A 16,986-nucleotide genomic window follows, 5' to 3' on the forward strand; every position below is an offset into this window, starting at 1 on the left:
GGCCTCTCAGCCCAGCAGCTCGTGATCGGCGGCATACATCGCCGCCTGGGTACGGTTCGCGGCGCCCGTCTTGATCAGGATGTTGCGCACGTGGTTGGCGGCCGTGTTGGTGCTGATGTAGAGGCGTTCGCCGATCGCCCGATTGCTCAGCCCCTCGGCGAGCAGCCGCAACACCTCGACCTCTCGGTCGGTCAGGCCGTCCGGACCCTCGGAACCCGCGGCTGGCAACGAATCAACCAGGGCGACAACGCGTTTCTGGCCGATCGGCGCGGCGATGGCGCGGGCCTCGTCGGCCAGTCGCCGGGCCTCCTCGGTGCGCCCGTGGGAGGCGGCAAACAACGCATAGCGGACCAGCGTCTCGCTGACATGAACCACCGACCCCATACGGCGATCCATCTCGAGCGCCGCGCCGAAACAACGCTCGGCCGCGCCGGCGTCCCCATCGAGCGCCGCCATCCTCGCCAGATATCGGTCGGCGCTGCCGAACAGCGCGACGAACTGCCCGGCCACCAGGTTCTTGCCGGCATATCGGGCGACGAACGGGCGCAGCGCGTGGAGCGCTTCTCGGTTGCCCAGCACCAATGCGGTCTCCACCATGAACACCAGCTCCATCGGCCACTGCGCCTCATTGGTGCGGTCACCGAGTTTGCGGTTGAGCAGATGGTTGAGCGCGCGGGTCATGCCCGCTTCACAGTCGAGCTCGGTATACAGTGCAAGCAGGCCGGGTACCCAGCGTCCGGCGAAAGTCTCACTGCCGTCGACGAATCCGGCGAATCTCTTCAGGTCTGACGTCTCGCGCCGGATCATGAACATCTGCACCCCGTTCGAACCCTCGGTGTCATCCGCGTCGAACGAATCCCCTGTGCGCAAAGCGATGTCGGCCCACCGTTCGGCTCCGGCGAAGTCGCCGCGCAGATACGCCAGCGCCTGCTCGACGCATGCGCCGACGAAGCCAAAGACCGGTTGCCCGCAGGCTTGGCCGGCTCGGCGCATGTCCGTGGTCGACGCGGCCAGGTCGTCGGGCCGGCCGGCCAGGTAGCTGACCATGGCGCGAAAGTGCGCGGCCGCCCCCAGCACCTCGTAGTCGCGGCGCGCCAACGCCATTCGTGACACCTCGGCCGAACGCTCCGCCTGGACTTCGCACATCTCCGGCGTGAGCCCGTGCCACAGGCTCGTCTTGAGGGTGTGCATCAGCACCGCTGGATCGTCGGCGGCCCGCGCGAGTTCGATCGCCTGGTTGCCGACCTCGCGCGCCCGCGTCGCCTCGCCGGCAAAGGCCAGCGCCCGTCCAAAACTGCCGAGCGCCTGCACGTAGTGCGGATCGTCGGTATCCAACCCGCAGGATTCCAGCGCTGACGCCAGCAGGTCGGCGGCCCTCGAATCAGACTGGCCGCGACGCCAATTCGCTTCCTCGTAGCCGACGGCCGCCGCCAGTCGGATCATCGGGTCGTCCATCGCGCTGAGGCGCTCATAGATGGCGCGCGATCGCGCGAAATCGCCGGCGCGCACGTGGTTTGCGGCCGCATCGAGGTCCAGCCGGGCCCGATCGGTGCGGCTTATCTCGGGCAGCGACGCCGCCCGCTCGAACCATCTCGCCGCGTCCTCATAGGCCAGGCTCTGTTCGGCCATCCGGGCCGCCTGGTGTGCGTACCGCAACGCCTGCGCGTGGTAGCCGAGCACGTGCGCCCGCAGACAGTGGTTCGCCAGGCGCGGAACGACCGATGGGTCGGTCCGGCCCTCGAGCGCGTCGGCGGCTCGCGCGTGCATGATCCGGAGCCGGGACGCCGCCATGCCGCCGAGGACGGCCTCGCGAGTGAGCGCGTGCACGAACGAAAACTCGCCATCGGAGTCCTGAACCGCCCGCACCAGCCCGACGGCTTCGGCCGAATCGATCGCCGCCAGCGTCGCAGCGAGGTCACCTTCGCAGGTCGCGATCAGCGCGGGCAGGTCGAACGTTTCGCCCAGCACCGCCGCCTGCTCGATCACCGCCCGGACGCCGGTGCCCAGCCCGGCCAGCCGCTGGGCGATGGCATCGCCGATCGACGCCGGGACCGTCCGCTGCACGCTCAACGTGGTTAGCCCGCCCCGGATCTCCAGGTCGTTGACCAGCTCGGTCAGGAAGAACGGGTTGCCGCCGGTCTTGTCGCGCAGCAAGGCGGCGGCCGTCCGCGCCGATGCGGGAGTCAGCTGCTGGGTTCGGCTCACGAATTCGGCGATCGCCTCGGTGTCCAGGCCCGCGAGGTCCAGGCGCCGCACCCCGTCGAACCGATGCAGCTCGGCGAGCCGGGCGGCGAGTTCGTCGGAGCGGTCCGGCTGGGTCGTTCGGAACGTGGACACCACCAGCATCCGCACGTCCGCGCACGCGGTCAGCACGTGTTCGAGCATGGCGAGCGTGGGGAGCTGCGCCCAATGCAAATCGTCGAGGATGAGCGCGATCGGGCGGTCGGCGGCCAGGCGCCGCAGGAAGCCGGTCAAGGCGTCGAAGAGCGCCTGCCGGGGCGAGCCGACCTCCCCCACGGGCTCGCCGCCAGGCAGATGCCGGTCCACCCGAGGGGACAGCCGCCGCAGCTGTGGTCCCACGTCCGCCAGCGCATCCGCCATCGAACCCGATGGGCCCGCCATCAGCAGGCGCTCCAGCGCCTCCGCGAACGGCGCGTAGGGGACGTCCTCGTCGGCCGTCGACCTGCCGACCAGCACCGCGACGTCGTGGTCGGCCAGCGTTCCGGCCACTTCGGCGGCCAGGCGTGTCTTTCCGGCCCCGGGCTCACCGCCGATGAAGACGGCCTGGCGGTCGCCGCCCTCGACCCGCTCCCAGGCCCGTTCGAACGCCGCCAGCTCCGCATCGCGCCCGACCAGCGGGCCGCGGCGACGGCCGAGCAGTTCCGCCGGAAGCGGTGGTGGCACCCACTGCGCCATGGGATCAACGTAATCGCGCAGGTCTGGCCGGTCGATAGTCAGAACTGACTATCGTTGGGTGTCTCGGTGATGCTCCGTTCTGGTCATGACGCAGCGGCCCCTTGCCTCATAGTGTCGCGGCATCAAGATCCGCCAAGCGGCTAGAGGAGGTGCGGGCCATGAGCCTGACAACCGCAACCGAGGAACTACGCGGCCGAATCGGGGCCGAGGTCATCCTGCCCGGCGACGCCGGATACGACGACGCTCGGGCGCTGCACAACGCCATGATCGACAAGCGGCCCGCGGTGATCGTGCGCTGCGGCTCGGCTGCTGACGTCGCGGGTGCTCTGGAGTTCGCGCGGACGTCCAACCTCGCGGTCGCGGTGCGCGGGGGCGGCCACAACGGGCCCGGTTTCGGCTCCGTCGACGGCGGGCTCGTCGTCGACCTTTCGCCGATGAACCGCATCGATGTCGACGCCGACCGGCGCACCGCTCGGGTTCAAGGCGGCGCGACGTGGGCACAGGTGGACCGCGCGACACACGCCCACGGTTTGGCGACGCCGGCGGGCATCATCTCGACCACCGGAGTCGGCGGTCTCACCTTGGGCGGCGGCCACGGCTACCTCACCCGCAAGCACGGCCTGACCATCGACAATCTGTTGGAGGCCGAGGTGGTGCTGGCCGACGGTCGCCTGGTGACGGCGTCCGACGCCGAGCACCCCGACCTGTTCTGGGCACTGCGCGGCGGCGGCGGAAACTTCGGCGTGGTCGTGTCTTTCACGTTCCGCCTGCACCCGGTGCACACCGTGGTTTGCGGCCCGACCGCGTGGCCTTCATCGGCCACGGCCGACATCCTGCGGTGGTACCGCGACTTCCTCCCCGCCCAAGACGACGACCTCTACGGGTTCTTCGCAAGCATGACCGTCCCACCGGCCGCGCCGTTCCCCGCAGCGTTCCACGGGCAGAAGGCTTGCGCCGTGATGTGGTGTTACACCGGTGATCCGGCCCGGGCCGACGAGGCGTTCGCGCCGGTTCGGCAGATGCAGCCGGCCTTCGAAGGCCTCGTCACCGCCCCGTATCCCGCGTTGCAGTCCACCTTCGATGCGCTGTATCCCAAAGGGCTGCAATGGTATTGGCGCGGGGACTTCTTCCGCACGGTGCCCGACGGCGCGGTCGACGCGCATGCCCACTTCACCGAGGAGTTGCCGACGATGCACTCCACGATGCACCTCTACCCGATCGACGGCACCGTCCATCGGGTGGGCCGAACCGACACGCCCTGGGCCTACCGCGACGTCAACTTCTCTCAGGTCATCGCCGGCGTCGACCCCGACCCGGCGAACGCCGAAGTGCTGAAGCGCTGGACGGCGGAATACTGGAACGCCACCCACCCGTACTCGGCCGGCGGCGCTTACGTCAACTTCATGATGGACGAGGGCCAAGACCGGGTCCGGGCGACCTATGGTCCGAATTATCAGCGGCTCAGCGAGGTCAAGGCGCAGTACGACCCGGGCAACGTGTTCCACATCAACCAGAACATCGTGCCGTCCGGATAGGGAGCGCTCCAGACCGCTGGACGACATAATCGTGACGTGATCGAAGATGCCTACCTGTACCGCCGTCTTGCGCTGCTCGAACAGCAGGTGCGTCTGCTGTCGGAAAGGGTCGGCGTCCCGTGCCCGACATTCGGCAGCGACGTGGGTGCCACCCCGTCGGGGCTACTCGAAGGCGGTGTGCCGGCCGAAGTCGTCGCGCTCGCCCGCGCCGGGAACGCGATCGCGGCGATCAAGCTGTTGCGCGAGATGACCGGCGCGGGACTGCGCGAGGCGAAAGAGGTCGTCGATTCCCTGTAGGCGCAGCTAGGGGGTCTTGAGGAACACGTCGTTGAGGGTGACGGTGCGCAGGTCTCGGTCGCGGATGATCTCGACGAGTTGCGGATAGACGTGTGTGACGGGCAGGTGATTCAGGTGCCCGATGACGATGGACTGCGGGGTGAAGTACTCGTCGGCCATCTTCACGATGTATTCCTCGGTGATCAGCGTGGAATCCGACAACGACCCCGACCATAGGGTCGGGACGGTGTAGCCGAGGTCGGCGGCGACGTCGTCAACGGCGGCGTTGCGCTTGGCGTACGGCGGGCGCCAATACGGCTTCGCGCCGATGCCGTAGGTCTTCTTCAGGAAGTCGTCGTTGCGGCTGAGCTGTTGGGCGATCTCACCTTTCGACAGGGTGGTCAGGTCCGGGTGCGACCAGGTGTGGTTGCCTAGCTGGATCTGGCCGGAGTCCACCAGCGGCCGAAGCGTCGCCAGGTTCTCGGTCCAGGAGTCGTAGACGCCGTTGACGAAAAAAGTCAGCCGCACCCCGGTGTCCTTGGCGAACTGCGTGTAGGCGCGCACCACTTCGCTGCTGACGCCGTCATCGACGGTCAGCGCCAGCAAATCACCTTGCCCGGGGATCTTGGTCAGCGCACCGCCGCCGGGCAGTGGGATGCGGGCACTCGACGGCGGTGGCCCCAACAAGGCGGACGGGGCGGTCGGGCCGGAGGTCGCCGCCACGTTGGCCGGGGGCGCCTGGGCGAACGTCCGCGGCTGCGGGTCGACTACCAGGCGGGCGGCGCCCACGCCGGCAACGGTGGCCGCGGCCAGCGCGCCGAGAAAACGACGCCGGTTCAGCTCCGGCGCGGGCCGGCTCCGGTCAGAAGCACCGGCTAAAGGGGAGATGAAGAATCCCCCGCGATTCCTGGTGGGTCGTTTGCGGTGCGATGTCGGCACACGCGACCCGGTACCCCGGATACCGCCGTAGCCAAACTCCGCCGTCACAGCAGCGAACGGTATCACTCGGACTGGACATACGCCGGATCTGTTACGGGAGGGTCAGCTGTGAACTCAGCCTCGAAAAGGTAACGGTCACGCATACCTCAGTGGGGCGCCCCGCCGCGGTGTTGCGGCAACCCGACGGGCTCGGCGTAAGGGGTTGCCAGCGTCGAGGCCAGCCACGGCAGTGATGCCGCGAACGCCTCGGCCGCGAACGGCCAGTCGTGCTTGCCGGGCTGGGTCACCACCGCGCAGGTGATCCCGTTGGCGGTGCCCACGGCGCACAGCGAGTTCGCGGCGGCGTCCTGGCCCTCCGGGTTGGCGAGGGGGTCCGTGCTGGGGCCGGCAAGGGTGGGATTGGCTTCCTCGGCTACGTTGCGCGGGCCGGACGACGCGGGAACGTCGAACCAACCCGACACCCCGGTGTAGCGGCCGTGGCGGGTCATGACGGTGATCGGGTCGAACGCGGCCCAGGCTGCGGTGTCACCGCCGAACAGGCGGGCGATGGTTTGCTCCTTGCCGCCGACGGTGGGGCGCACGTCGCCGGCGATGTCCACGAACGCGCTGAACATTTCCGGATGCATGACGGTCAAGCCGACGGCGCAGGTGCCGCCCATCGACCATCCGGCGACGCCCCAATTGGCTCGGTCGGCGCTCACCCCGAAGTTTGAAGCGACGAAGGGCACCACATCTTTCGTCAGGTGATCGGCCGCGTTGCCGCGCGCGCCGTTGACGCATTCGGTGTCGTTGTCGAAGGTGCCGGTGGCGTCGACGAAGACCAGGACCGGGGCGAAGCCGTGATGGCGGGCCGCAAAGTCGTCGATGGCGGAGAAGGCGCCGCCAGGGCGCAGCCAGTCGGCCGGGGTGTTGAACGCCGAAGGGATCATCATCACCGCGGGGAGCCGTGGCGGCGGATTGCTGCTGAACCATGCGGGGGGTAGATACACCAGTTCCTGGCGGTGGGGAAAGTGCGACGCGTCGGCGCTGATCGTCACGGGCACCACGACGCCCCTGGTGGGCTTGGTGCCCTCGAGCTGCATGGCGGTGACCCGCAGCCGATCAATCTGATCGGGTAACGGCGCCGACGTCAGCTGATTCCACGCGGCCAGCGCGGTGGGGAAATAGCCGACCCAGCCGTTCAAGGACAGGGCCGCACAGAGCACGCACAGCGGCACCGCAAGCACTGCCAGACCCCGCCGCCACCACCGGGCGCCCGGCCATCCGAGCAACAACACCGCGGCCGCCAGCCCGCTCGTCGCAATCCATAGCCACAGCGATACCGGCGCGGGGTCCCCGGCCACGCCGATCGAGGTGATGTACCAATAGGACAGCGCCGTCATCACCGCCGCCGCGCCCAGCGCCACCGCGAGGGGCCAGCCACGCCAACGCCGCCTGCGCCACCCGATCGCGATCACGACCACCAGCGCCGTGAGCGCCTGCACCGCCACCGGCAGCCAGCCATGCAGCAAGGACAGCTGTTCGACGAAGTGGGGCAACGGTCGTGACCTTCGCTAAATCCGATTCGTTCCGCGAGGCTGACTGGTGGCGGTGACTGTTGGCAAGGTAAGCCAGATCAACTATCCCACAGGATCGGCACGGGTCGTGGGAGCGAAGGAGCGCAGCCGCAGGCTGTTGCCGACCACGAACGCGCTCGAGCAGGCCATCGCGGCGCCCGCCAGCATCGGATTGAGCAGGCCGAGGGCGGCCAGTGGGATCGCCGCGACGTTGTAGCCGAAGGCCCAAAACAGGTTCGTCTTGATGGTGCGCAGCGTCCGGCGGGAGAGCCGGATCGCGTCCGCCGCCGCGCGCAGGTCGCCCCGCACCAGGGTGATGTCGGCGGTTTCGATCGCGACGTCGGTGCCGGTGCCAATGGCAAGCCCCAGGTCGGCGGCGGCGAGCGCCGCGGCGTCGTTGACGCCGTCGCCGACCATCGCGACCACCTTGCCCTCGGCTTGCAGGCCTTTGATGGCGGCGACCTTGCCGGCGGGCGTGACCTCCGCGACGACGCGCGTGATGCCGACCTGGTCGGCGATGCACCGTGCGACGGTGCCGTTGTCGCCGGTGAGCAGCACGGGCGTCAATCCCAGCAGCTTGAACTGCCGGACGGCTTCGCGGCTGGTCGGTTTGACGGTGTCGGCAATCACCAGGATCCCCCGAGCGTGGCCGTCCCAGCCGACGGCGACCGCGGTCTTCCCTTCGGCTTCGGCGCGGGCCATGGCCGCCGACAATTCGGCGTCGACGTCCCAATCGGCCAGGACGCACTCGCGCCCGACGGCGACGGCGCGGCCCTCGACGCAGCCGCGAACGCCCTTGCCTGCCACGTTCGCGAAGTCCAGGACCGCGGGCAGGGGCCCGGCCTCGGCCGTAGCGGCTATGGCGATCGCCCTGGCGACCGGATGCTCGGACGCGTCCTCGACGGCCCCTGCGTAACGCAGCAGCGTCGCACGGTCGGTCCCCGGCGCGGCGATGACGTCGACCAGGGTCATCCGGCCGGTGGTGACCGTGCCGGTCTTGTCGAGCACGATCGTGTCCACCGTGCGGGTCGACTCGACCACTTCGGGTCCCTTGATCAGCACACCGAGCTCAGCCGCGCGGCCCGCACCCACCAGCAGCGCCGTCGGCGTCGCCAGGCCCATGGCGCAGGGGCACGCGATGATGAGCACCGCCACGGCCGCCGCCAGCGCCGCAGTGAGAGGCGCGCCCGCCGCCAGCCACACCGCGAGGGTGGCCGAGGCGGCGGCGACGACGATCGGAACGAACACGGCGGAGATGCGGTCCGCGAGCCGCTGCACGTCGGCCTTGCCCGATTGGGCCGCCTCGACAAGCTTGGCCATCTGGGCGAGCTGGGTGTCTTCGCCGATCCGGGCGGCGCGCACGACCAGACGCCCGCCGGCGTTCACGGTGGCACCGGTGACGGGATCGCCCGCACCGACCTCGACGGGGATCGACTCACCGGTGAGCATCGAGGCGTCCACCGCCGAGGATCCCGCGACGACCGTCCCGTCGGTGGCGATCCTCTCGCCGGGGCGCACCACGAACTCGTCGCCGACGGCGAGCCGGCCGACGGGGATGCGGGTTTCCGCGCCGTCCCGCAGCACCGCCACGTCCTTGGCGCCGAGGTCCAGCAGTGCACGCAACGCCGCGCCCGCCCGCCGCTTGGAGCGCTTCTCGAAGTAGCGGCCCGCCAGGACGAACAGCGTCACACCGGCCGCCACTTCGAGGTAGAGGTTGCCGGTGCCGGTGCCGGTGCCGGTGGTCAGCTGGAAGCCGTGGTGCATGCCCGGCCGGCCGGCCGTGCCCCAGAACAACGCATACACCGACCACAGGAACGCCGACAGGGTCCCGACCGAGACCAACGTGTCCATGGTGGCAGCGCGGTGTTTGAGGTTCATCCAGGCGCCGGCGTGGAACGGCCACCCCGCCCACAGCACGACCGGGGCGGCCAGGGCCAGCGACGCCCATTGCCAGTAACGGAACTGCAGGCCGGGCAGCATCGCCATGAGGATCACCGGGCCGGCGAGCACGGTCGCGGCGACCAGCCGCATGCGCAGCGACACCAGCTCGGCGTCGTCGGGCGTCTCAAGGTGGCGTTGCGGCAGCGCCGCGGTGTAGCCGACCTTCTCGACCTCCGCGATGAGTGCCCGGGCGTCGTACCCGGACGGGACCACCACGGTGGCCTTTTCGGTGGCGTAGTTGACGGTCGCGTCGACGCCGTCGAGTCTGTTCAGCTTCTTCTCGAGGCGCATGGCGCATGAGGCGCAGGTCATCCCCGCGATTTCGAGCTCGATGCTGTTCAGTGGGCTCAGTGGGCTCATTGGGTGAGGGGTCCGGCTCCCGGTTTCAGGCGACCAAGACCGCGGCAAAGCCGGCCTCGTCGACCGCGCCCAGCACCGCGTCCTGGTCGACGGGCGCCGAACTTGTGACGACGAGCCTGCCCGTGCGCGCGCTGACGTCCACGTCGCGCACACCGGGGATCCGCGCCACCTCGCTTCGGATGGCGGCCTCGCAGTGTCCGCAGCTCATTCCGCTAACCTCGTACTCGCTCGTGGTCACGCCGCTCCTATCCGTACACCCCTTTGTATAGGAATTCGCGATGCGCGTTGCCCCGGGGGATTCCCGTCAGGTCGTAGCCGCACACGCGCGTCACGATTGTGCCTGAGCGCCGATCCGGTCTCAGACCCGGTCAGACGTAGCCCACACCGATATCGACGGACACCTGCGTGGCGGTGACCAACCTGGATTGGTCGGACGCCAGCCACGCGACGGCATCGGCGATGTCTTCGGGCTGGGCGATGCCCTCGGGCAGCAGCGGCTGGTGCATGCCCCGCAGGTGGGGGTAGGTGTCGGCGGCGGCATGCAGCGCGTCGCGCATCCGGCCGGTGCCCATCGGGGTGGCGACCGCTCCGGGGTTCAAACTGTTGACCCGGATGTTGTACCGGCCGAGCTCGGCGGCGAACGCGCGCGCCATCCCGACGACCGCATGTTTGCTGGCCGTGTAGTGCACCATGAACGCCTGCATCCTGATGCCCGCGGCGGACCCGATGAGGATGACCGAGCCGCCGCGCCCGCCGTCGATGATGTGCTGCGCACCGGCCATCACGGTGTTCCAGGTGCCGACCACGTTGGTGTCGATGGTGTCGCGGAACGCCTCCGGGGTGATCTCATCCCAGGCCGCCGGGCTGCAGATCCCGGCGTTGGCGACGATGATGTCCAGACGCCCCAGCTCGCCAACCGCGTTATCGACGGCGGCCTTGAGCGCGGCGATATCACGGATGTCGACCGCGCGTGTGACGACACTTCTGCCGTTGGCGGTGACGAGCCGCGCGGTCTCAGCGAGATCCTCAGGTGTCGGTGAATCGTAGGGAACGCTGGACGGCAACGGCCCGGCGATATCGATCGCGATGATGTCGGCGCCTTCGGCGCTCAGGCGCACCGCATGGGCCCGGCCCTGGCCCCGCGCGGCGCCGGTGACCAATGCCACCTTCCCCGGGATTGATTGGCTCATCGGTCGTTGCGTTCCTTTCTCAACCAGCACGCGACGCCGTCGTCGAACGGTCGTACCAGTGCGACTCGGCGAAGCGTAGCGTCGACCCCGTGCCGCCGGACAGCCGGAAGGAGACCGCCATGACCGTCAACGCCATCGACGCGGGACCCCGACAGGTGAGTCGGTCGGTCGAAGTGGACGCGCCGGCCGCCGAGCTTTACGCGCTGGCCGCCGATCCGCGCCGCCACAGCGAGCTGGACGGGTCGGGCACCGTCGTCAGCAACATCAAGGTTCCCGCGGAACTGGCTGTGGGGTCGAAGTTTTCGACGAATATGAAGATGTTCGGCGTCCCCTACCGCATCACCAGCAAGGTGACGGCGCTGAAGCCCAATGAATTGGTCGAATGGCGGCATCCGTTGGGCCACCGCTGGCGGTGGCACTTCGAATCGCTGTCACCCACCCGGACGCGGGTAACCGAGACGTTCGACTACAGCGACGCCGGCGCGATAAAGAACACGCTGAAGTACTACGAGCTGATGGGTTTTCGTAAAGCCAACGCCACGGGCATCGAGGCGACGCTGGCCAAGCTGCGCGACCGCTACGCCGCGCAGTAGGGGGTGCCGCATCTGAGCCGGGGACGGTAGGGGCGCCTGGCCAGTGTTCCGTCGACTGGTCGGGCTTGCCCGCGGCATGGATACGCGCGTTGTCAGTACGATTGGTTGCTGGAAGCTGACAACTGTCGCAATAGCATCTTCACGTGGAACTTCGTCAGCTGCGCTACTTCGTGGTGGTCGCCGAAGAGCTGAACTTCGGTCGCGCCGCAAAGCGGCTGCGCATTGCCGGGCCGTCACTTTCTCAGCAGATCAGGGTTCTCGAGCGGAATCTGCGGGTGCCCCTCTTCGATCGCGACCGCCGCTCCGTCACTCTCACGGCGACCGGAGCGGCACTGTTGCCGACAGCCCGTGCGCTTGTCGAACAAGCAGATTTCTTGCGCCGCCGCGCGATTGGATTATCGAATTCCGAACCCGTCCGGCTCGGCTATGTCGATTGGCTTCCCGCCGACTTGGCCGATCGGACGGCGGCCGTAGCGAATGTCGATATCGATACGTGGGTGCTGCCCTCGCACAGCCAGGTCGCCAGGGTCGCCGAAGGAGGCATCGACCTGGCGGTCTGTTGGGTCCAGGGCCCCGACCTCGACGAGTACGGCCTCGATGCACATCTCATCGGCGTCCAACAGCTGCAGGCGGCGAGTGTCGGCGGGGAGAGCTCCGCCGTGAATGCGGCGGATACCGTGGTCTTGCTCGACAGCGACTCCGGATGCTGGTCTTCGTGGAATCGGTACGGGGAGCTTTTCGCCGAGGTGACGGGAGCCAACACGCTGCGAATCAGCGACGGCGGAATCGCCGGCGCAATGTTTTTCGAGCACGTCCGCCGACTGGGCCGGCCGGTGCTCAACGCCCCCAAAGTCCAGAGCGCCGCCGTCGTACCCGCAGACATCGTGCAGCGCCCAATAGCTCCGCAGGCACCATATTGGACGTGGTCACTGGTATGGCGCCGCACTGAAGCCCGCGAGGCCGTGCGTGCCGTAATCGACGTGCTGACAACCGATGCCGTCCTGCCGGACCTTTCTTCGGCCTGGCTCCCCGCCACTGAAGCCTACCGATGACTGAGCACGCCGTCGCGCAATCGCTTGCAAAGATCGACGTTCACAACGTTGTCAGACATGCGTCATAACCGTCGCGTCCTCAGATCCACGTATCAGAGGCTCCCGGACGAAGAAGGACCACGGAACCGACGGGCGCAACCCGGCGCGGAAACTGCTCGATAGCAAGACTTCTACGTAACCTGCGTCACACTGCCGTGGAGCAATCAAACCTCCGTTGTGGCTTGGGGTTGGTGGCGCTACGCAGGCGCTCGAGGCGGCCGCCCCCTGCCACACATCGCTGCCCTAGCGAACGGCTGCCAAGTAACAAACCAGGCAACCAATCTCGGCGCCAGCCTTTCGGCGGCAACCGCCAATGTCTAAGCGGCCCACGCGCAATTCGTCGAGATTGCCAGCCAGTTCATGGCGACGCTGGCGGCGATCGGTCTCAACATCATCTTTCCGTGGGGATCGACACGAGCGAATTCTCGAGCCGTCAGCGCAATTGGTACGCGGGGTCCTTTTGCTGTGCCATCAGCCAGTCGCATGCGGGTCGCACGGCGGCGCAGCTTGATTGTTGGCGGTTTCAGTCCGGACGTCATCCGCGGCCTGAATCTCAGCTCCGAAGGAGAGCTGGCCCGGACGGAGCGGAAGCTACGCTCCAGACGGCCCTCCCGACAAATGGATGCGCCCAGTTTGACCAGCGGACTTGCGGATTCGTTGATGATTCGCATCGCCAAGCAGCGCGACTTGATACGGGCGACGGCTCAGCACTGCAAGTGGTGCGCTCACCCGCAACGATGGCACGACTTTCCAGCCGGGGTCGGCAACGAACAAGCAGTCACGCCTGGATAGGCAATTTCGGCAACTGAGAGGTGTTGCCTAATAACAACACTGCTCGCTTGCGGAAGATTCGCCGCTCTCTGTTAGAGAGATCCGATCAGGTTGGAGATGTTGCCCAACAAAGGATTTGTGCGGTCCGCACAGCTTGTCGCATCGCCCGCTAAACTCAATCGGCATAGAAGCCGCGGTGTTGTGGATAGGAGCGAAATCACAATGAGCGTTCTGGACGGGATCCTCGTCGGCGTTCGTGAGGATCTGGAGGCGCGTAAACGCCGAACGTCTCTCGCCGAGTTGAAGGCCAAGGTGGCGGACGCGCCGCCGGCACTCGACCCGATGCCCGGGTTTCGCTCCGCAGGCCTGACGATCATCGGCGAGGTCAAACGCAAGAGCCCCAGTAAAGGCGACCTCGCTGATATTCCAGACCCGGCCGCGCTCGCCGCTCAGTACGTGGCCGGCGGAGTTCAGGCGATCAGCGTTCTGACCGAGCACCGCCGATTCGGCGGATCACTGGCCGACCTGGATGCTGTCCGGCAGCATGTCGACGTGCCGGTACTGCGCAAGGACTTTATCGTTGACGATTACCAGCTGTGGGAGGCGCGTGCGCACGGCGCTGATTTAGCTTTGCTCATGGTCGTTTCACTCAGCGACGCCGAACTGGCTAACCTGCTGGGACTGTGTATGGAACTCGGCCTCACGCCGCTTGTCGAATCGCACACGGCCGACGAGGTCGGTCGTGCCGTGGCGGCAGGCGCCGAATTGTGCGGCATCAATGCCAGGGATCTGACCACGCTGAAGGTGGACCGCTCGGTGTTCGGCAAGCTGGCGCCGCTTATCCCGGAGGGCACGGTTCGGGTGGCGGAGTCGGGTGTGACGGGGCCGCAGGACGTGGCGGAGTATCGGGCATGGGGCGCCGACGTTGTCCTGGTTGGCGAGGCTCTCGTTCGCTCCGGTGATCCGGGCACCACCGTCCGCGATTTCATCGACACCGCGAACGCTCTGGTCAGCTAGGCCTGACCGGCATGCGCTGCGCCTGCGGTATGCGCATCGAGGCGAGGCTAGCCAAGCTGCGCGACCGCTACGCCGGCTCATGACGGATCGTCGGCATCCCAGGCCACCACGCCCGAAACCCAATGGGAGAGTTGGTCGACCTGGTCGTTGCGGTGCAGGTGACGCGGCGGTGTCGCGTAGCTGGCGTACGGCCGGCAGCGGATAACCACGCGGTTCTCCCGCTCCGACATCGCTGCGACGGAGGGACGCGCCTCCTCGCCGAGCGGCTGGCCCGACATCCGGCCGGCAACTGCCATCATCACGTCCACCGCAAGGTCACGGTCGTCATCGAGGGTCGCGTCGGCGTAGACCTGCAGGTAGCTAAACGGCCACCGCTCGTCGAGCACACACAGGCTGACCTTGCCGTCCCGCTGGATGACCCGGGCCTTGCCGCGGCCGGCCATGGTGGACACCAGCAGTTCGTCGGTGTCGGTGGGGATGTAGTAGACGATCGACATGGCCGGCCCGTCGTTGCGGCGGCGGTAGCCGAACACACAGGTGCGATGGGTGCGGACGAATTCGCGCCGCTCCGACGGAAACATGTCGCGGTCGGTCGGAGCGGTGAATGGCTCCGCGGCCAGGGGAAGCAGCATGTCGAAACGTCCTCGCTCGCAAGGGTGTTGACCCGACGCTTGATTAATAGATACAGTGTGGCCATAAATATGGTAGGTGTCAAGCTCGGGAGTGCTCAGATTGCGCAATGTGAGCGACGTCAATCAGGGCCGGCCCCGCGGCCGCCCGGCCCTGCCGATTGATCGGATCGTTGCGGCGGCCGTCGAACTGGTCGACGAGCACGGGGCCGACGGGCTGTCCATGCGTTCACTGGCACAGCGCCTGGGTTCGGGCACCGCGACGCTGTACCGTCACTTCGCCAACCGATCGGAATTGGTGGCGGTGATCGTCGACCGCATGCTTGGTGAAGCCGAGCTGGACACGGAAGCGCTGACCGCACTGCCATGGGACCGGGCGTGTATATCCTTCGCGCAGAGCATGTTTGACGCGCTGAGCCGCCATGGCAATGTCGCGTCGTTGTTGATCGGGCACGTGCCGATGGGGCCCAACGCGCTGGCGCACCGCGAGCTTATTCTGTCGATCCTTCTCGACAACGGATTCGCGCCGGTGGTTGCCGCCCACGCCTATGCCACAGTGTCGCGCTACGTACTGGGTTTCGCGATCCAACGCCCGAGATCCGCGGCCGCCGACGACGATCCCGAGTTGGCCGCGGCGTTCCACGAGCTTGATCCGTCGCGCTATCCGGCGACGGCCGCGGTTGCCGACGATCTGCCCGTTCCCCTGGAAGAGGAGTTCGCATACGGGTTGCGGCTCATCGTCGCCGGACTCGAGCGATTGGGTCGCTGAACCCATCGCGGTTGGAAACCGTGTCCCCTAGGAACAATTGCCCCAATGCCCATCCGAAGGGACTGCCGATGATCGACCATGCCCAGACCGCCGCCTCAAGACCGCATCGCCTGGCGCAGACGCTGACCTCATGCGGGCAGCTGATCAGCCGCTACGGCCTCGTGGTCGTGTTGGCCTGGATCGGGTTCGGCAAGTACGTGAAGATGGAATCGCGCGTGCTGATCGAACACAACCCCCTGATGAGCTGGGTCTACCACGTTTTCAGCGTCTCCACCGTCGCGCGCGGGCTCGGAACGATGGAAATCGTTGCCGCGCTTCTCATTGCGCTGCGGCCGCTGTGGCCCCGCGCATCGGCGGTCGGCAGCGCTCTGGCGGTGGTCCTGTTCATGGGCACGCTGAGCTTCCTGTTCACCACGCCAGGGGTGGTCGGGACCTATGCCGCCGGTCTGCCGGTGTTGTCGGCGCTGCCGGGCCAATTCCTGCTCAAGGATCTGGTGCTGATCGGCGTTGCGGTGTGGACTCTGGGCGATTCTCTTACGGCGCGAAAAGCGTTCCCCTGATCAATTCCTTGGCCGACCGCAGCGTGGCCGCGTAGGCCGCCGGCGCCAGGCTGGCGGCCTGCTCGGTCAGGCCGCGGGTCAGCGCGTAGATCGCGTTGACCGCGGCGTGCGGGTCAGTCCCTGCTGGCAACGTCTTACCCGCCAGCGCGTCCCCGATGATCTCGTTCACGATGTCGCGCAACGCTTTTAGCCCCGCGTACCGGGGTCGCCCGCCGCGCGTGCGCCCGGCGCTCTCGGCGCGCATCGCCCGGTCGAATGCGGCCAGGTAGGGATGCTCGCGCATCAACCGGTCCGACTCGTCGAGCACCGCCTCGAGCCGGTCGACGACGTCATCGGCCTGCGCCGCGGCGGCCCGCAGCCGCGACCGCGCGATGCCGTCGATTTCGGAGACGGTCGCGTTGAGCAACGCGGACTTGTTCGGAAAGTAGTGGTACAGGCTGCCGCTCGTCATGCCGGCGGCCCCGGCGATCTCGCGGATGGTGGCCCTGGAGTAGCCCACCTCGGCCACGCAGCGCATCGCGGAGGCGATGATCCGTGCGCGGGTCTGCGCACCATCGGCACCCACCGGGCGGCCCAACTGTGCCGGCGCTACTGGTTCACCCACCGCGCACCTCCGCGCCGAACCTCGAGTAATCGATCGTGCGATTATATTCTCTCCTAGCGGCAGCTTGGCTGCAGGGTCGACGGACAGGACGCACGAGTGAGGACATCACCATGACGCGGGCGCAGCTGGGTCGCCCGGTCGGCGCGAGCGGTGAGGAGACCCGCCGACGGATCGTCGCCGCGACCATGCGCTGCGTGGCCGAGGTGGGCTACTCCAGGGCCACCATCCGCGAGATCCGG

15 protein-coding genes and 1 pseudogene are annotated in these 16,986 nt (G+C 67.8%); 8 read left to right on the plus strand and 8 right to left on the minus strand.

Annotated features, from left to right (window positions below; genetic code table 11):
- Positions 1–6: 6 nt before the first annotated feature.
- A complete protein-coding gene (locus A5764_RS11730; protein ID WP_067113396.1) occupies positions 7–2,916 on the minus strand; it encodes a helix-turn-helix transcriptional regulator in 2,910 nt (969 codons plus the stop codon).
- A gap of 158 nt (positions 2,917–3,074) precedes the next feature.
- On the opposite strand from A5764_RS11730, the gene A5764_RS11735 reads away from it, so the two are divergent.
- The gene (locus A5764_RS11735) at positions 3,075–4,451 is read left to right on the plus strand and encodes an FAD-binding oxidoreductase (RefSeq protein ID WP_067113399.1); all 1,377 of its coding nucleotides are present in this window, start codon (positions 3,075–3,077) and stop codon (positions 4,449–4,451) included.
- A 36-nt stretch (positions 4,452–4,487) separates the two neighbouring features.
- Positions 4,488–4,748 carry a ribosomal protein L7/L12 gene (locus tag A5764_RS11740; protein ID WP_067113401.1) on the plus strand — a complete coding sequence of 87 codons (261 nt, stop codon included), beginning with the start codon at positions 4,488–4,490 and terminating at the stop codon, positions 4,746–4,748.
- 6 nt (positions 4,749–4,754) lie between these two features.
- On the opposite strand, the gene A5764_RS11745 is transcribed toward A5764_RS11740, so the two are convergent.
- From A5764_RS11745 to A5764_RS11765, 5 genes are all read right to left on the minus strand, one after another.
- Positions 4,755–5,567, minus strand: a complete 813-nt coding sequence (locus tag A5764_RS11745) for a polysaccharide deacetylase family protein (RefSeq protein ID WP_067113448.1) — start codon at positions 5,565–5,567, stop codon at positions 4,755–4,757.
- Between the two features lie 245 nt (positions 5,568–5,812).
- A complete protein-coding gene (locus A5764_RS11750; protein ID WP_067113404.1) occupies positions 5,813–7,204 on the minus strand; it encodes an alpha/beta hydrolase family protein in 1,392 nt (463 codons plus the stop codon).
- An 81-nt stretch (positions 7,205–7,285) separates the two neighbouring features.
- Entirely contained in the window at positions 7,286–9,523 is a 2,238-nt protein-coding gene (locus A5764_RS11755; protein ID WP_067113407.1) for a cation-translocating P-type ATPase, read from the minus strand.
- Positions 9,524–9,548: 25 nt separating this feature from the next.
- On the minus strand, positions 9,549–9,761 hold the full coding sequence (locus tag A5764_RS11760) for a heavy-metal-associated domain-containing protein (protein ID WP_067113414.1): 213 nt from the start codon (positions 9,759–9,761) through the stop codon (positions 9,549–9,551).
- A 130-nt stretch (positions 9,762–9,891) separates the two neighbouring features.
- Positions 9,892–10,713 (minus strand): mycofactocin-coupled SDR family oxidoreductase, encoded by an 822-nt coding sequence (locus A5764_RS11765; protein WP_067113417.1) that lies wholly within the window; start codon positions 10,711–10,713, stop codon positions 9,892–9,894.
- Positions 10,714–10,832: 119 nt separating this feature from the next.
- Here A5764_RS11765 and A5764_RS11770 point away from each other — a divergent pair, with 119 nt between their 5' ends.
- The 3 genes from A5764_RS11770 (at position 10,833) to trpC (ending at position 14,185) form a co-directional block, all read left to right on the plus strand.
- Positions 10,833–11,306 carry an SRPBCC family protein gene (locus tag A5764_RS11770; RefSeq protein ID WP_067113450.1) on the plus strand — a complete coding sequence of 158 codons (474 nt, stop codon included), beginning with the start codon at positions 10,833–10,835 and terminating at the stop codon, positions 11,304–11,306.
- A 143-nt stretch (positions 11,307–11,449) separates the two neighbouring features.
- On the plus strand, positions 11,450–12,358 hold the full coding sequence (locus tag A5764_RS11775; RefSeq protein ID WP_067113420.1) for a LysR family transcriptional regulator: 909 nt from the start codon (positions 11,450–11,452) through the stop codon (positions 12,356–12,358).
- A 1,032-nt stretch (positions 12,359–13,390) separates the two neighbouring features.
- The gene (gene trpC / locus A5764_RS11780) at positions 13,391–14,185 is read left to right on the plus strand and encodes an indole-3-glycerol phosphate synthase TrpC (protein ID WP_067113424.1); all 795 of its coding nucleotides are present in this window, start codon (positions 13,391–13,393) and stop codon (positions 14,183–14,185) included.
- Positions 14,186–14,262: 77 nt separating this feature from the next.
- On the opposite strand, the gene A5764_RS11785 is transcribed toward trpC, so the two are convergent.
- A complete protein-coding gene (locus tag A5764_RS11785; protein WP_067113427.1) occupies positions 14,263–14,817 on the minus strand; it encodes a pyridoxamine 5'-phosphate oxidase family protein in 555 nt (184 codons plus the stop codon).
- A 157-nt stretch (positions 14,818–14,974) separates the two neighbouring features.
- Between A5764_RS11785 and A5764_RS11790 the strand changes: the two genes are divergently transcribed.
- On the plus strand, positions 14,975–15,583 hold the full coding sequence (locus A5764_RS11790; protein ID WP_082951654.1) for a TetR/AcrR family transcriptional regulator C-terminal domain-containing protein: 609 nt from the start codon (positions 14,975–14,977) through the stop codon (positions 15,581–15,583).
- Between the two features lie 68 nt (positions 15,584–15,651).
- On the plus strand, positions 15,652–16,143 hold the full coding sequence (locus tag A5764_RS11795; RefSeq protein ID WP_067113430.1) for a DUF417 family protein: 492 nt from the start codon (positions 15,652–15,654) through the stop codon (positions 16,141–16,143).
- Here A5764_RS11795 and A5764_RS11800 read toward each other — a convergent pair.
- The gene (locus tag A5764_RS11800; protein ID WP_067113433.1) at positions 16,118–16,747 is read right to left on the minus strand and encodes a TetR/AcrR family transcriptional regulator; all 630 of its coding nucleotides are present in this window, start codon (positions 16,745–16,747) and stop codon (positions 16,118–16,120) included. The two genes, A5764_RS11795 and A5764_RS11800, sit on opposite strands and share 26 nt — an antisense overlap.
- A 110-nt stretch (positions 16,748–16,857) precedes the next feature.
- On the opposite strand from A5764_RS11800, the pseudogene A5764_RS11805 reads away from it, so the two are divergent.
- Positions 16,858–16,986: pseudogene (locus A5764_RS11805) on the plus strand (TetR/AcrR family transcriptional regulator); the annotation flags it as partial.

This window comes from Mycobacterium sp. 852002-51057_SCH5723018 (assembly GCF_001667035.1).
Classification (GTDB): domain Bacteria; phylum Actinomycetota; class Actinomycetes; order Mycobacteriales; family Mycobacteriaceae; genus Mycobacterium.

Coding starts and splice junctions, on each gene's coding strand:
- A5764_RS11735 (WP_067113399.1), top strand. CDS start 3,075: ATGAGCCTGACAACCGCAACCGAGGAACTACGCGGCCGAATCGGGGCC.
- A5764_RS11770 (WP_067113450.1), top strand. CDS start 10,833: ATGACCGTCAACGCCATCGACGCGGGACCCCGACAGGTGAGTCGGTCG.
- A5764_RS11755 (WP_067113407.1), bottom strand. CDS start 9,523: ATGAGCCCACTGAGCCCACTGAACAGCATCGAGCTCGAAATCGCGGGG.
- A5764_RS11785 (WP_067113427.1), bottom strand. CDS start 14,817: ATGCTGCTTCCCCTGGCCGCGGAGCCATTCACCGCTCCGACCGACCGC.
- A5764_RS11730 (WP_067113396.1), bottom strand. CDS start 2,916: ATGGCGCAGTGGGTGCCACCACCGCTTCCGGCGGAACTGCTCGGCCGT.
- trpC (WP_067113424.1), top strand. CDS start 13,391: ATGAGCGTTCTGGACGGGATCCTCGTCGGCGTTCGTGAGGATCTGGAG.
- A5764_RS11795 (WP_067113430.1), top strand. CDS start 15,652: ATGATCGACCATGCCCAGACCGCCGCCTCAAGACCGCATCGCCTGGCG.
- A5764_RS11765 (WP_067113417.1), bottom strand. CDS start 10,713: ATGAGCCAATCAATCCCGGGGAAGGTGGCATTGGTCACCGGCGCCGCG.